This is a genomic window from Tenacibaculum retecalamus (genome assembly GCF_027941755.1).
In the GTDB taxonomy this organism is placed as follows: Bacteria; Bacteroidota; Bacteroidia; order Flavobacteriales; family Flavobacteriaceae; genus Polaribacter; species Polaribacter haliotis_B.
Genome location: NZ_CP115916.1, coordinates 699479 through 715027 on the forward strand (window position 1 = coordinate 699479; position 15549 = coordinate 715027).

Consider the following 15549-nt stretch of genomic DNA (forward strand, 5'->3'; position numbering starts at 1 on the left):
AAAAATGAGTACAATAGAGAAAATACAAGAAGAGCTAGATGTCTTGATTCAAGAAACAAAAAAGCACGAAATTATTTTACATAATGATGATGTAAATACTTTTGATCATGTAATTGATAGTTTGGTAGCTGTTTGTGATCATACCCTCGAACAAGCTGAGCAATGTTCTGTTTTAGTACACTATAAAGGTAAGTGTACCGTTAAAACGGGTGCTTATAAAGAGTTAGAGCCAAGGTGTTCTAAATTATTGCAATTAGGTTTATCAGCAGAGATCGTTTAATATGGAAAATGTTTTTAGGTATTACGAATTCTCTGATTTTATAAAGGATGAATCAACAGCTTTTTCAGGAAATGAAATTTGTTTTTGTGTTTTAAATGAAGTACATTTTTTAATTTTTGAAAAAAATAAAGAAGCTTATAATTTATATGTTTCAAAATATAAATCAAAAAAGGAAGTTGGTTTTAAGTTTCCTGAAATAGTAGAGTTACTGATTGAAAACTATGATAAATCAACACCTGAACATCGAATAATTTTAAGGGAATATTTAGATTAAAAACTCAAAAAAAACTTTTTTTTGAGTTTTTTTATACGCTTATGTGACCTTTTGAAAAAAAAGGTGTCATAAGAGTGTAAACAATGGAATAAATAATTGAATTAATTATAAAAGTACCCCTTAAATTTACTTCTCTGAGTAAAAATTTCCCCTTGTGTATTCCTTTTTTTAGGATGTTTTTTGAAAAGAGAAGTTTCTTGTAGAAGGCCTTAGAGGAATTAAAAATAGTAGTAGTTAGTTTTTATACTAAGTTTGGTTAAAAGGCCTTGAACATTTGTTTAAGGTCTTTTTTTTGTAAGAATTGTAAGTGATAAAAAAGATGTAGTATCTGTAAATTACTTAATAGTATTTTAACATACTGATTATTAGGTAGTTGTTTTTTTGTTAAAGTAAATATCTAATTTTAAATTTAAGAAGTTTACATTAAAAATGATACTTTTGTCGTTGATTATGTTTTTTTCAAAAAGACAAAAAGTTAGTCTTCTGAAAATCTGTGATTTGTGTTGTGTAAAATAAAAAGAGTATAATAAAATTATTAAGGTTTTATAAAATAATAACTTATGAAAAAAACAATACTATTTGTATTATTAATAACGAGCATTGTTGGTTTTGGACAACGACAATCTGCAGCAAATAAGTTTTTTGAAGAATTTGCATATAAAAAATCAGCAGAACTGTATGAGTTAATATATGAAAAAGGAGATACTTCGCAAGTAGTGTTAAGTAGATTAGCAGATTCATATTACTATAATGCAGAATTTGAAAAAGCTGAGAAATGGTATAAGAAATTGATGCAAAATTTTGAAAAGGAAGAAACTACACAGCACTTTTTTAGATATGCTCAAGTTCTTAAGAGCAACGGAAATGTAACGGAGTCGGATAAATGGCTACAGAAGTTAAAAGTTTTAAAAGAAACAGATAGTAGGGCAGTTGCGTTAGAAGAAAATGAAGATTATTTTGTAAAGTATACGAATAAGGAACAAATTTATGTTGATATCTATAATGTTTCTACCAATACAAAGTATTCTGATTTTGGTGGTTTTTTATATAACGATAGATTGTATTTTGCTTCAACAAAGCCTACAGGTTTAAAAAATGATGATAAAATATATGATTGGAATAAACAACCTTTTTTAAATATCTATAGTTCAGAATTAAAAGAAGTTGATGAAAATAGAGTTTTCGATGTTTCTGAAGCAGAAAAATTAGTCGATTTAAATACGCGTTATCACGAATCAAATATTATCATAACCAGTGATGGTAATACAATATATTTTACAAGAGATAATTATGATGGTAAGAAGTTAAGAAAAGATGAAGATCGTACAGTTCACTTAAAAATTTATAAAGCAAGAAAAGAAAATAATAAATGGGTTGATGTAAAAGAATTGTCATTTAATACAGATGATTATTCATGTGGCCATCCAGCATTAAGTCCTGATGAAAAGACGCTTTATTTTGTGTCTGACATGCCTGGTGGATTTGGAGAAACAGATATTTATAAAGTAGCTGTATTAGAAAATGACACCTATGGAGTTCCTGTAAACTTAGGAAAACAAATTAATACTGAAAGTAGAGAGATGTTTCCTTTTGTAGGAGCTGATAATACGTTTTATTTTGCTTCGGATGGTCATTTAGGTTTAGGCGCTTTAGATATCTTTGAATCAAAAATCAAAAATAAAGAATTTACAAATCCAATAAATTTAGGAGCGCCTGTAAATGGACCTAAAGATGATTTTTCTTTTGTTATCAATAAAGAAAAGAGCAAAGGATTCTTCTCGTCAAATAGAAAAAAAGGAAAAGGAGATGATGATATTTATAGTTTTTTAATTTATGATTGTAAACAAAATATTGCAGGTGTTGTAACAAATTCTATTACAGGTAAACCAATGCCAGATGTACAGGTGATGTTGATAGATGACCAAGGTAATCCTATTTCAGAGCAAGCAACGAAAGAAGATGGTAGCTATGTTTTTGAAACTATAGATTGTGAAAGGAAGTTTACGGTAACAGCGTCTAAAGAAGATTATAGAAAAGATCAAAAAGATACACAAACGTTAGATGTGAATAAAGAAACAGTGAAGACTAATTTACAATTGGAATCGTTAATTGTTGCAGATCAAATTGTGATTAATCCTATTTATTTTGATTTCGATTTAGCTAATATAAGAGAAGATGCTGAATATGAATTAGAGCACATTGTATCGGTAATGAAAAATCATCCAGAAATGGTTATTAAAATAGAATCTCACACAGATAGTAGAGGTACAAAAGGGTATAATAAAAGTTTATCAACCAATAGAGCTATCTCAACAAGAGATTATATAGTATCAAGAGGAATAGCATCAAATAGGATTAAAAGTGCCTTAGGTTTTGGCGAAAGTCAATTATTAAATGACTGTGATGATGCAAATAAAAATAAATGTACTAAAGAAGAGCACCAAAAGAATAGGCGTTCTTATTTTTATATTCTAGAAGGAAAAACAAACGTAAAAACAACTAATTAAAGTGTTTTAGTTTTATGAAAACCTCGAAGTAATTATAACTTCGAGGTTTTTTTATGCAATTAAGATAATGAGTTTATTGGTGTCCGGTTCGGTTTTAAAACCCTGTAAATTTATAGTAAAACTTCATTTATACGAGAACATGTAATTATAAGAATTAAGTTTTGTGCTCTATTTCAGGAATTGGAGTCGATTTTTATATGTCCTTAGTAAAATTAATCCTCGCATTTTAGTGTAAAGTGTTTGGTTGCTTTAGTCTGTTCGTTTTGGTGCGTAAATAAAGTTATTAGAGTTTTGTTAATTCTATATTAAGACAAAAAAAAGAGTTCCTTTATGGAACTCTTTTTAGTAATATAATCTGTAAGGGTGTTTAGTTTTCTGTTACTATAAATTCACTTCTACGGTTTGCTTGGTGCTCTTCTTTAGAACACTTTACACGATTCGCACATTTATTAGTTAACATTGTTTCTCCGTAACCTTTTCCTTTGATTCTGTCTTTAGAAATACCACCTTTGGTGATGATATAAGTTACAGTTGAGCTGTTTCTTCGAGCTGATAAAGCTAAATTGTAAGCGTCTCTACCACGAGAATCAGTGTGAGAACGTATATCAATTTTTACCTTCGGAAATTCTTTCATATAGGCGATAACCTTTTCTAATTCAATTTGAGCATCTGGTCTAATGTTCGATTTATCATAGTCAAACAAAATTGGTTTTAAATCTAAAAGCTTAAATAAATCAGCACCTACTTCAGCGGCCTTTGGTATTGGTGTTAAAGCTATTTCTAACTGAACAGGTTCATTGAAAACATTGTCTACAGCAAAAGAAATTTCAGTAGGATCGAAATCTAATTTAGAACCTACAACTTTATACGTTTGTTCTTTACATTTTAATTTAAAACTAAAGGCTCCTTGAGTATCTGAAACCAAAGTAGCAATAATTTGCTGTGCTGCATCGTATACTAAAACAGTAGCATTAGAAATAATTGCTTTTGTTGTAGCATCAGTAACTACACCACTAACCAATTGCTCGCAAGGATTTTTGGTAAAACTATAAATATCATCTACTTTAAAAATATCTAAACCTCCTAAACCTAAGTGACCGTTAGATGAAAAATATAATGTTCCTTTTTGACTGATGAACGGAAAGTTTTCACGACCTTCTGTATTAATTCCCTTACCTAGGTTTTTTACAGAACCGAAAGAACCATCACCAGCAATGTTTACTTTATAAATATCAGAAGCTCCTAAACCACCAGGCATATCAGAACTAAAATATAAAACAGTTCCGTTTTTGTTTAAAGCAGGGTGGCCTACATTATAATCATTGCTATTAAAAGGAAGTGCTTCAATGTTAGTCCACTCACCTTTAACTTTAGTTGCTTTGTATATTTTTAAAGTATGCGCATCGTCTTTATTTTTCTTGAATTTTCCTTTAAAATAATTGTTTCGAGTAAAGTACAAAGTGTTACCATCTTTTGTGATAACAGAAGATGATTCGTGGTATTTTGTGTTTACATCACTTCTTAATTCAGTAACTTCATTATCAGAATTTAATGTGTATAAATCTAAAAAAGGCTGTGCATTCCAATTGTAGGTTTTTCCTTCTTTTCTTGATGAAGCAAAAATTAATTTAGAATCGTTTAAAGCCGTACCGAAATCTGAATTTTCTGAATTGATACTTAAGTTTTCTAATTTAAAAGTATCAGAAAGTTTTTCAATTTGAGTTAAATAATCAGGTTGTGCTTTAAATGCTTTAGCTCTAGAGTCGTTAGGCTCTAATTCACAAAATTCACGCATCCATTTATCAGCTTCAGTATAGTTTTCTGTCGCTTTTAAACTTTGCACATATCTAAAGTAACTTTCAGTTTCGATAGCTTCTTTTTCTTCTGAAGCCATTAAAGTTTTGTATGTTTTCGCAGCCGATTCCATATCGCCTGTAAAATAATACGCATTTGCTAACTGTTGATGTTGATTAACGTTAGCGGTTCCGTTTTCTACTAACTGTAAGAGTGTTTTTGTAGTAGAAATGTAAGAGAATTTATTATAAGCTTTATCTGCCTTTTTTATTTTACCCGTTTGAGCAAAAGAGACATTAAAACTTAACACAGCTATGGCTGCAATTATGTGTATTCTTTTTTTCATTGTAATATCGTTTATAAGAATCTTGGAGAAAATATTTTACCTATTTTTTGCAATTCAAATCGAAGAAATAATTCGAAAGAACCATCGTTAAACTGCGCATTACCAAGCTCAGTTGTTTCACGATCATAAGCAAAACCAACTAAAAATTGATCATTTACTTGAAAACCAAGCATTCCACTAAAAGCTGCACTCCATCTATAAGCTGTTCCTAAAATAAATTTTTCATGCAACATAAAATTAGCTGATAAATCAACTTGTAAAGGAGCTCCAGAACCTGCTTTGGTTAAAAAAGCAGGTTTGAACTTTGTGTTTTCGCTTAAGTTAAATACGTAACCACCTGTTAGGTAAAAATTCATACGTTCTTTTGACGTAGATAGCGATTGATTATCTAAATGATCCGTTTCTAGCAAGCTAGGAACTGAAAAGCCTAAATACCAAGTATCAGCATGGCGATAGTACAATCCTAAACCTACGTTAGGAGAAAATTCATTAATGTTTTCGTTTAGTAAATTATCACCTGGGTTATAAATGTTTAATTTATTGTAATCTACATTTAATAAATGCGCAGTACCTTTAAGACCGAATGATAAATTGTATTGTCCTGGTATAAGTTGACCTAAAAAAAGGTCAACTTATACCAGGACAATACATAAAACAAGAAAACTAGAAAACTTTAATTTAGAGCAATGTTATTTTGGCGAACATTTATTAAATGAAGATAAAAACAAACCAGTAGCAATTTGCGAAAGCGAAAAAACAGCTATTATTTCAAGTATTTATTTACCTGAGTTTATTTGGTTAGCTTGTGGCAGTCTTAATAATTTGAATGAAGCTAAAACAAAGGTTTTAAAAGGTAGGAATGTAGTATTGTTTCCTGATTTAAAATGTTTTGATTTATGGAATAATAAAATACCTCAACTAACAAAAACAGCAACTTTTATAACTTCATCGCTTTTAGAAGATAAAGCAACCAAAGAAGAAAAAGAACAGGGTTTAGATATTGCCGATTATTTAACAACTCTATGAGAAACAAGGCTATTTATATTGAAGTTTTAGGACGTGTAAAAAAAGAAGCAATAAGGAGTTTTCGTACATTATAAAAAAAGGAACTAGTTTACATTATTAAGAGTATTTCGGCACTATAAAAGGAAGCATTATAGAAATATAAAGAGTTTTTTACACTATAAAAACTAAGTTTTGGACAATATAAAAAAGAAAGACCTAGACACTATAAAAAAGAAGCTAAGTTTTTTAATTATAATACAGTAAATGAGGTTTGATGGGTGGAGTAAATTAAAGTGTTCTCTTACATTATAAAAGAAGTTTTCGCGTATTTAATGCGAGGGCAGAAAAAAAGACTAAAGAAAATGCTATTTTAGTAGCTATGCCTAAATAAAAAACATTAAAATAGTTAATGAAGTTCTGTTTTAATTCTTGATTTGTGGGCAAATTGTGGGCAAATGAAAAACCAGTACTTACAAAATAACTTTGTAAGTACTGGTTTTATTAGTGACCTCGGCTGGATTCAAACCAGCAACCTCTTGAGCCGTAATCAAGTGCGCTATTCAGTTGCGCCACGAGGCCGTTTTGCGGGTGCAAATATACAGCTGTTTTTTGATTCTAAAAAATAAAAAAACACTTTTTTTAAAATAATTTTTTAATTATTCACCAAGTTCTTGCCTGAAGTCATTTATGGTTTTTTGAGCAGCCTCATAATCAGATTTATAGATAAATAATTCACAAGATGCTTCTGTGGTTCCAAATCCTGCTAATCGACCAGATTCTTTACTGTCTTTAATTAAGGTAGCTATTTTTGCTTCATCAAGTAAAAAAGCAAGCCTGTTTGTTAAAATTGTGGTTCCGGTGTATATTTTTATGTGTTCTTTCATAATTGTAAAATTTTAATCCAATGAATTTGTGGTTACAAAAGCGCGCCATCCAATAATTGCTAATTGAAATTTTGATGCTTTAGAAATATCTAGCTCCCTTTTTGTAAAAGAAGGAAATAGTGCTTTGTTTAATTTAGCTAAAAATTTAAAGAATTGTTTTTTCATTATAAGTTTGATTCTGTTTCAAAAATACTGAAAAATAATTTGTTAAAATAAGTGAAGTAAAAAGTATTACTTCACTTATTGTTATGAAAATGTGGTTATTTTTTATTTTCCATCATTTTTTTTGCAAGATCAGCACCAATTAACGATTGTAATAAATTTCCGTTATTCCCGTTTTTACTACCTTCAATATAGGTTTGAGGTAATTGTAAATCTTTTATTTGTTCTGCAACACCAACAGCTGTTTTGTAATTCCATTCTGCTTTTTCTTGCGGCGTTAAACCAGCGCTAACTAATTTTGAGTTTTCATAATACATAGCATCTGCAGCAACTTTTTTACTTTTAGCTTTGTATTGCTCTACTTCAAACTGTTTTTTCTCTTTTATTAAGTTGAATCCAGCTACCTTCGCTTCAGTTTCTGCTTCAATGGTTTGCTGAATTTGAATTTTCTCTAAACGAGCTCTTTCTTTCGCTTTTTCAGATTCTCCTTTAGCAACCTCTTTTTTAGCTCTATAATATTCGCGTTCTGCTTGTTGTTTTTCTAGTTGTGTTTGCGCAACTTCATTTTTTTGTAAATCTAAACGTTCATCAAAAGAAGCTTCCCAATCGATACCAGTTACTTGAGCTTGGTAAATTTTTAAACCATATTGCTTTAAAGTATTTGAATTGTCTCTAATAATGGTACCGTTTTCGTTTCTTTTTATTCTGAATTTTTTTGCTTACTAGATTTGCCAACTTTTATTTTTCTAATTGTTGTGGTGTCACCTACAATTTCGTTCATATTTTCAGCTTCGTAATATTGCTCTACTTGATACATTCCGTTTTCTAATTGATCTCTAAAGTATCTATCAAAATCAGATGCTTGACCAGAAATGTAATCCTGTGCATCCATTAATTTACAGGTGTTTTTAATAGCTGCGTCAATATTAGGTAAAACTCTTCCGTAAATCAATTTAGATTCACTTCTGTTTCTATCTGCCATATTCAAGAAAACCTCTTCATCATTAATGTTAACTCCAACAATTACAGAAGTACTTATTTCTGCTTTAATTGCGTCACTGAATTCCCATTTTTGAGCTTTTCTATTGTAAATTCCTCGGTCACTTTTTGGTAGTTCACTTTCGTCATCAACAATAATATCTTTTATTGATGTTTCATATGAAAGCGGAATAATTCTTCCCCACCATTTAAGTTTTAAACCTTGTGTGGTAATCATCTTGTCTCCACCAGACACATATTGTACTGCATAAGCTGTACCTGCATCAGCATAAAAAAACATTCCTGTTATGATGCTCATAAGAGCACCGAGTACCGTAAGTTGGATACTTCTTTGTAGGGTGAACCAATTTAATGTTTTATTGTTTTTAATAATTGAATTTAATACAATGGTAGTTAACCCTGTAATAATTAGTAATACTCCGATAAATGTTAGCATAGTTATAGTGTGATTTTAAAGTTGATTAATATAAAAGTGTTAGTATAGTTGCAATTTTAACTGCAATAGTAATTATTTTAAGAGTAATAGTGATCATAGATTTTAGTGTTTTTAATAGTTAATATTGGTTGATTCCGGAATTGTTTTATCAATATATATCAAAGTGAATCATACTTCCAAAAGGTTTCGTATGATTTAATTTATTTGTATTTAAGTTTTAAGTTTAAAAAGTATTTTTTGTTTTAAAGTAAAACATGTTTTACTTTGTTTGTGTTATTGATTGAAACTTATAGTTGATATAATAGTTTAAATATGTAATAAAATAAAGGGGTTTTTGTGATGAGTTTTTAAAACTAAAGGAAAATAGGTTTTGTAAATGTGCTTTTTTGCCTTTTTGATTTTTAATCAATCATAAAAAAAAGAGAAAATTTAAAAAAGAACCGCCTGTGTTTTTGATGTTTTTTAACGGTTGTATATTTTCATGTCAAAGTTCTATCTTCGCAAAAAATAATAATAGATGAGTATCATATATATAGTAGTAGGGTTGTTCTTGTTGGTTCTTGGTGGTAATTGGTTATTGAAAGCGGCAGTAGGCTTGTCTTTAAAATTAAATGTACCGAAGATTGTAATTGGTATGACCGTGGTTTCTTTCGCAACTTCAGCGCCTGAATTAATAGTGAGTATTAAATCGGCATTGAATGGTGCGACAGGTTTGGCTGTAGGAAATGTAATTGGTTCTAATATTGCAAACTTAGGATTGGTTTTAGGGATTACTTTGATTCTTTCGACAATAGAGGTTGAAAAGAGTTTTTATAAAACAGATTGGCCAGTAATGATGGTTGCATCTTTTTTGTTGTATTTATTTATTGCTTTTGATAATACAATTCAGCAATATGAAGGAATTATTATGTTTGGAATATTAGTGGTGTTTTTGATTTACTTATTACGTTTTCAAAAAACCGCAGTGGTAGATGAAATGCCAGAAGATGATGAAGCATTGCCGTTGTATAAAATTGTGTTTTTTTTAGCGATTGGAGGTTTTTGCTTATGGGCAGGATCTGAATTGTTGATAACAGGTTCAGTTGATTTAGCTAAAAATTTAGGTGTTAGTGATGCTGTTATTGGTGTTACAATCGTTTCTGTAGGAACAAGTGTTCCGGAATTAGCAGCTTCAATAATAGCGGTATTGAAGAAAGAAAAAGCAATTTCTTTAGGGAATTTAATAGGTTCGAATGTGTTTAATATTTTGGCTGTTTTAGGAATCACGGCAATGATTACACCGATAGAAATAAAGTCGGATGCGTTAAGTTTGATAAATAACGATATCTATTGGATGTTAGCAATTTCATTAGCGGTATTGCCATTGGTGTTTTTTCCTAGGAAATTAAGGTTAAATTGGAAAGATGGAATTATATTGTTAGTGTCTTACTTTGCGTTTATTTATTTAACCTTGAAGTAGTAAGTAGATCTAATAAATAAAAAAAAGCCTTTAAATTAATTTAAAGGCTTTTTAGTTGTTGTTAGTGTGTGTTGTTATGGAAATAATTTATTTGAATTGTTCGCTTACTGGTTTTACAGTTTTAATAATTCTGGCTGCAATTTTATAAGGATCACCGTTAGAAGCAGGTCTTCTGTCTTCTAGCCATCCTTTCCAACCTTTCTCAACTGTGATAATAGGAATACGAATTGAAGCTCCTCTATCAGAAACACCATAGCTAAAGTCGTTTATAGAGGCAGTTTCGTGTAAGCCTGTTAAACGCTCATTATTAAATGCTCCATATACCGCCATGTGTTCTTTTGTTACTGCTCTAAATGATTCACAAATAGTTTCATAAACTTCTTTAGAACCACAAGTTCTTAAAACTTCATTAGAGAAATTTGCATGCATTCCAGAACCATTCCAGTCTCCTTTTACAGGTTTAGGATGATATTCTATATAGTAACCAAATTTTTCTGTTAATCTATCTAATAAGTATCTAGAAATCCAAATTTCATCACCTGCTTTTTTTGCGCCTTGTGCGAATAATTGGTATTCCCATTGACCCGAAGCAACTTCTTGATTGATTCCTTCAAAATTTAATCCTGCTTCAATACATAAATCAGCATGTTCTTCAACAAAATCTCTACCGTGTGTGTTTTTTCCACCTACAGAGCAGTAATACATTCCTTGTGGTCCAGGGTATCCTCCAATAGGAAACCCTAAAGGTAGTTGAGTAGCTGTATCCATAATAAAATATTCTTGCTCAAAACCAAACCAAAAATCATTATCATCGTCATCAATAGTAGCTCTTCCGTTAGTTTCATGCGGAGTTCCATCAGCATTCATAACTTCTGTCATAACTAAATAGCCGTTGTCTCTTGCAGGATCTGGGTAGATTGCAACAGGAACAAGTAAGCAATCTGATGCTCCACCAGAAGCTTGTTTTGTAGAAGAACCATCAAAAGACCAGTTTCCTAACTCTTCAATTGTTCCTTGAAAATTCTCGTGTTCCTCAACCTTTGTTTTACTTCTTAGGTTTTGTGTTGGTTTATACCCATCTAACCAAATGTACTCTAACTTAATTTTTGCCATGATACTGTGTGAATCTATTTTAGGATTAAATTCATTGCAAAAATGAATATTTTATATTTAATATTAAAATTTATGGGGGTTAAAATTTAAAAATTAACTTTAATTTAATCTAACCCCCTATTTTATTTAGGGGTGTTACTTTAAATAAATTATGTATTTTTGACATTGAATTTATACCTTATATAATGTCAACTTTAAGATTTAACGCTTTAAAAGAAGCTTTACACAGAAAATCAATTTCTATAGAAGAAAAAGGACGTCGTTCTGAATTGTTTGGGGAAAATGTTTTTAATGAACAAGCAATGCGTCAGTATATGACAAAAGATGCGTATAAAAGTGTGATGGATGCAGTTGAATTCGGAAATAAAATTGATCGAAAAATAGCAGATCAAATTGCGGTGAGTATGAAAGACTGGGCGCTATCTAAAGGAGCTACTCATTATACACATTGGTTTCAGCCATTAACAGGTGCAACAGCAGAAAAACACGATGCTTTTTTTGAAACGATTGAGGGTGGTGGAGCAATGGAACGTTTTGATGGCGGACAATTAGTACAGCAAGAACCAGATGCTTCGAGTTTTCCGCATGGCGGAATTAGAAATACTTTCGAAGCTCGCGGTTATACTGCTTGGGATCCTACATCGCCAGCCTTTATATATGGTACAACATTATGTATTCCAACGATTTTTGTAGCCTATACCGGTGAGGCACTGGATAATAAAGCACCTTTGTTAAGAGCTTTGCAAGCTGTAGATACGGCGGCAACAGCAGTTTGTAAATATTTCGATAAAAATGTATCAAAAGTAAATGCAACTTTAGGATGGGAGCAGGAGTATTTTTTAATTGATACCGCTTTGGTATCTGCACGTCCTGATTTAATGATGACTGGAAGAACATTATTAGGACATTCATCAGCAAAAGGGCAACAATTAGACGATCATTATTTTGGGTCGATTCCTGATAGAGTGATGAGTTTTATGCGTGATCTGGAGCAAGAATGTATGTTGTTAGGAGTTCCTGTAAAAACACGTCATAATGAAGTTGCACCGAATCAGTTTGAGTTAGCGCCAATTTTTGAGGAAGCAAATTTAGCAGTAGATCACAACTCATTATTAATGGATGTGATGGAGAAAGTATCGCAACGTCATCAATTTAAAGTATTATTTCATGAAAAGCCATTTGCAGGAATTAATGGGTCGGGAAAACATAATAATTGGTCATTGGCAACAAATACTGGAGTTAATTTATTGAGCCCCGGGAAAACGCCGATGAAAAATTTACAGTTCTTAGCTTTTTTTGTAAATACGATTAAAGCAGTTCATGATTATGAAGCGTTAATTCGTGCTTCAATGGCAAGTGCAAGTAACGATCATCGTTTAGGAACAAATGAAGCACCACCAGCAATTATTTCTGTATTTATAGGCTCGCAATTATCCGAAGTGTTAGATGAGTTGGAAAATGTAACGAAAGGAAAGTTATCCCCTCAAGAAAAAACAGATTTAAAATTAAATATTGTAGGTAAAATTCCGGAAATATTATTAGATAATACCGATAGAAATAGAACATCTCCTTTTGCTTTTACAGGAAATAAATTCGAATTACGAGCTGTTGGGTCTTGGTCTAATTGTGCAGATTCTATGACGGTTTTAAATACTATTATAGCTAAGCAATTAAAAGAATTTAAAATAGAAGTTGATAAGTTAATTGATGTTAAAAATCTTAAAAAAGATGAAGCTGTCTTTAATGTATTAAGAGAGTATATTAAAGCATCGAAGAAAATTAGATTTGAAGGAGATGGTTATGGTGCTGAATGGGAGAAGGAAGCTGAAAAAAGAGGATTGAGTAATCATAAAACGACTCCAGAAGCATTGAAGGCAAAGATTTCTGAAAAAACAATTTCGCTTTTTGAAGAAATGAGTGTAATGAATAAAGTGGAAGTTGCAGCCCGCCATGAAATTGAATTAGAAGAGTACTCTAAACGTATTCAAATAGAGAGTAGAGTTTTAGGAGATATCGCAAGAAATCACGTGATTCCTACTGCAATTCAGTATCAAAATACATTAATAGAAAATGTAAAAGGATTAAAAGAAATCTTCGGGAAAGATTTTGAGCAATACGCAAAAGAACAAATCGATTTGATTAAGAGAATTTCTGGACATATTGCAGAAATAAACTCTAAAATTGAGAAAATGACAGAAGAGCGTAAAAAAGCAAATAAGTTAATAGGACAAGAGAATGCAACTACTTATTGTATTAAAGTAAAACCTTATTTTGAGGAGATTCGTTACCATTGCGATAAGTTAGAATTACTTGTAGATGACAATTTATGGCCTTTAACAAAATACAGAGAATTATTATTTACTAGATAATAAATACTCTTTTTAACAGAAGAAATATCTTTAAAAAAGGGGGTGTTTTCCTCCTTTTTTTATTTTAAAAAAAACAATTAAAAAGAATGTAACTCCCTTTGTTTCTCTTCTTTTTTTTGCATTTTACAGATTAATAAATGTTTGTTGATTATAATTATCTTTTTAAATAGAGATGAATAGTTTGTATATTAGCTATGTTTAAACACGCAAACTATATATAGTTTTTATAACTGCCTTTTTTAAGGTTGATGAAAATGAAAAATGACGCTCCTTAGTCATTCATTTTACCCTAGTAATTTTATTTTACCCTGCATTTTAATGGTACCCCAGTTTTATATTTCGTTAAGAGTATAGATGTAACTGTGTTGTGCTAAAAACTAATTAATCGTATTTTAAAATTATTTTATTATGAAAAAATTATTAATAGTAGCTGCTTTTTTAGCTACAGGAATCGCGTTTTCTCAAACGCAAAATGTTGAAACATATACAGGTAACACTGGTGTAATAGGAAAAACAGTATTCTCAACTGCTCATGCAGAGGAGCGTGTTAATAGTGAGAGGCCTGCATGTGCAGATTGTGAAGTTGAGCAAGCACAAATGCCTAGTAATTTTATTACAATAGGAAAAAATAAAGTAGACATTCAGCAGGTTGGAGATAGTAATGAGGCGAAAGGAACTCAAAACGGAAACAGCAATATGTCTTTAATAAGACAAGATAACTCAAACTTTATTCCTGGAGGGGATGGTAATTTAGCGTCTACTGATCAAGCAGGTTATAGAAACGGAGCGGATATTAAGCAGTTTGGTAATGACAACAAAGCTCGTATTTGGCAAAGAGGTGATGACAACTATGCGAGACAAGATGTAGGTGTTGGTCAGGCAGAAGGGAATGAAACATACGCGTCACAAATAGGAAATGGAAACAAATCATACCAAAAACAACGATATGATAATAACCAAGCTTCTTTGTATCAAACAGGTGACAATAACTCAGTTGTTCAAAAGCAAACGAGTGGACCTAATCAATCTAGTGGTAGTGAATCTTTTGCTAACCAAGTAGGTGATGATAATGCAGTGGAACAAGATCAAACAGGTAGCCATAATTTTGCTTCGGTTTATCAAACAGGTAATGGAAATAGCTCAAATGAAACTCAAGTAACAACTACCGATGATGCGTCAATTTGTAATATATCTACTGTAAATCAAGTAGGAGATGATAATAAATCATGTGTAGATCAATATTCAAACGAAGGTAATAACTGTAGTTTAGTAAATCAAATAGGTAATAACAACCAATCTAAGGTTAATCAAGATGCTTATGCTAATGGAAACAATGCTTCGTGTGTATTACAAGTAGGTAATATGAATAAAGCACAAGTAGTTCAATCTGGATCAGGTAGTATTTAACAGTTTAAAATGGAGTGAGAATACTATTCTCACTCCATTTTTTTAATTAAAAATATAAAGCGATGAAGTTAATTAAAGGAATTCTTATTGTTTTTGTATTGCTTTTTTCAGTTTTAGTTAAAGCACAAGATGAAAAATTACCAAGTTATTTTTCGAGTGATAAACAATTAAGCACGTTGCAATTATTTGAAAGTACCACAGGTAGTTTCTCAAATAGACAGCAAGAGGAGGTTAGTACAATTTCGTTAAAACAAATAGGAGATAAAAATGTGGCAAACATCAACGATAAATTTTCTAAAGGAACGCATAAAGTGTATCAAATAGGGGATAAAAATAATTATCAATTTTTAAACTATAGAAATACACAGTCGATGAATTTAGGAGTGCTACAAACAGGAAATTCAAATTTATTAAAAATAAAAGGAACCAATTCGTTGTTTGAAAATTTGAAAATAGCTCAGTTTGGTGGAGCAAAAATGAGTATCATTAATTATTAAATAACTGTTTAAAATGA

14 protein-coding genes, 1 tRNA gene and 1 pseudogene are annotated in these 15549 nt (G+C 30.8%); 8 read left to right on the plus strand and 8 right to left on the minus strand.

Translation table 11 applies throughout. From position 1 onward, the window contains the following. The first annotated feature begins 4 nt into the window (after positions 1–4). The 3 genes from PG912_RS03395 (at position 5) to PG912_RS03405 (ending at position 3061) form a co-directional block, all read left to right on the plus strand. Positions 5–280, plus strand: a complete 276-nt coding sequence (locus tag PG912_RS03395; protein ID WP_260586191.1) for an ATP-dependent Clp protease adaptor ClpS — start codon at positions 5–7, stop codon at positions 278–280. A 1-nt stretch (position 281) separates the two neighbouring features. Next, positions 282–554: a hypothetical protein gene (locus tag PG912_RS03400; protein WP_275688487.1), complete on the plus strand. Its 273-nt coding sequence runs from the start codon at positions 282–284 to the stop codon at positions 552–554. 560 nt (positions 555–1114) lie between these two features. Next, on the plus strand, positions 1115–3061 hold the full coding sequence (locus PG912_RS03405; protein ID WP_275688488.1) for an OmpA family protein: 1947 nt from the start codon (positions 1115–1117) through the stop codon (positions 3059–3061). A gap of 367 nt (positions 3062–3428) precedes the next feature. On the opposite strand, the gene PG912_RS03410 is transcribed toward PG912_RS03405, so the two are convergent. Both PG912_RS03410 and PG912_RS03415 read right to left on the minus strand, forming a co-directional pair. Next, positions 3429–5201 (minus strand): OmpA family protein, encoded by a 1773-nt coding sequence (locus tag PG912_RS03410; RefSeq protein WP_275688489.1) that lies wholly within the window; start codon positions 5199–5201, stop codon positions 3429–3431. Between the two features lie 11 nt (positions 5202–5212). After that, positions 5213–5809 carry a PorP/SprF family type IX secretion system membrane protein gene (locus tag PG912_RS03415; RefSeq protein ID WP_275689008.1) on the minus strand — a complete coding sequence of 199 codons (597 nt, stop codon included), beginning with the start codon at positions 5807–5809 and terminating at the stop codon, positions 5213–5215. 25 nt (positions 5810–5834) lie between these two features. On the opposite strand from PG912_RS03415, the pseudogene PG912_RS03420 reads away from it, so the two are divergent. After that, positions 5835–6227: pseudogene (locus tag PG912_RS03420) on the plus strand (DUF6371 domain-containing protein); the annotation flags it as partial. A 484-nt stretch (positions 6228–6711) separates the two neighbouring features. Here the strand turns inward: PG912_RS03420 and PG912_RS03425 are convergent. From PG912_RS03425 to PG912_RS03445, 5 genes are all read right to left on the minus strand, one after another. Then, positions 6712–6785: transfer RNA gene (locus PG912_RS03425), tRNA-Arg, on the minus strand. Positions 6786–6862: 77 nt separating this feature from the next. Beyond that, positions 6863–7090 carry a putative signal transducing protein gene (locus PG912_RS03430; RefSeq protein WP_275688490.1) on the minus strand — a complete coding sequence of 76 codons (228 nt, stop codon included), beginning with the start codon at positions 7088–7090 and terminating at the stop codon, positions 6863–6865. Positions 7091–7102: 12 nt separating this feature from the next. Next, entirely contained in the window at positions 7103–7255 is a 153-nt protein-coding gene (locus tag PG912_RS03435) for an SsrA-binding protein (RefSeq protein WP_260586183.1), read from the minus strand. Between the two features lie 95 nt (positions 7256–7350). Beyond that, on the minus strand, positions 7351–7569 hold the full coding sequence (locus tag PG912_RS03440) for a hypothetical protein (protein ID WP_275688491.1): 219 nt from the start codon (positions 7567–7569) through the stop codon (positions 7351–7353). Between the two features lie 383 nt (positions 7570–7952). Further along, positions 7953–8687 carry a hypothetical protein gene (locus PG912_RS03445; protein WP_275688492.1) on the minus strand — a complete coding sequence of 245 codons (735 nt, stop codon included), beginning with the start codon at positions 8685–8687 and terminating at the stop codon, positions 7953–7955. Between the two features lie 517 nt (positions 8688–9204). On the opposite strand from PG912_RS03445, the gene PG912_RS03450 reads away from it, so the two are divergent. Beyond that, the gene (locus PG912_RS03450) at positions 9205–10146 is read left to right on the plus strand and encodes a calcium/sodium antiporter (protein ID WP_275688493.1); all 942 of its coding nucleotides are present in this window, start codon (positions 9205–9207) and stop codon (positions 10144–10146) included. Between the two features lie 87 nt (positions 10147–10233). Here the strand turns inward: PG912_RS03450 and PG912_RS03455 are convergent, their stop codons facing one another. Continuing rightward, positions 10234–11259, minus strand: coding sequence for a glutamine synthetase beta-grasp domain-containing protein (locus PG912_RS03455; RefSeq protein ID WP_275688494.1), 1026 nt, complete (start codon positions 11257–11259; stop codon positions 10234–10236). A 185-nt stretch (positions 11260–11444) separates the two neighbouring features. Here PG912_RS03455 and PG912_RS03460 point away from each other — a divergent pair, with 185 nt between their 5' ends. From PG912_RS03460 to PG912_RS03470, 3 genes are all read left to right on the plus strand, one after another. Beyond that, entirely contained in the window at positions 11445–13628 is a 2184-nt protein-coding gene (locus PG912_RS03460; protein ID WP_275688495.1) for a glutamine synthetase III family protein, read from the plus strand. 408 nt (positions 13629–14036) lie between these two features. Beyond that, positions 14037–15035 carry a hypothetical protein gene (locus PG912_RS03465; protein ID WP_275688496.1) on the plus strand — a complete coding sequence of 333 codons (999 nt, stop codon included), beginning with the start codon at positions 14037–14039 and terminating at the stop codon, positions 15033–15035. Between the two features lie 62 nt (positions 15036–15097). Further along, positions 15098–15532, plus strand: coding sequence for a hypothetical protein (locus PG912_RS03470; protein WP_275688497.1), 435 nt, complete (start codon positions 15098–15100; stop codon positions 15530–15532). Positions 15533–15549 lie beyond the last annotated feature (17 nt).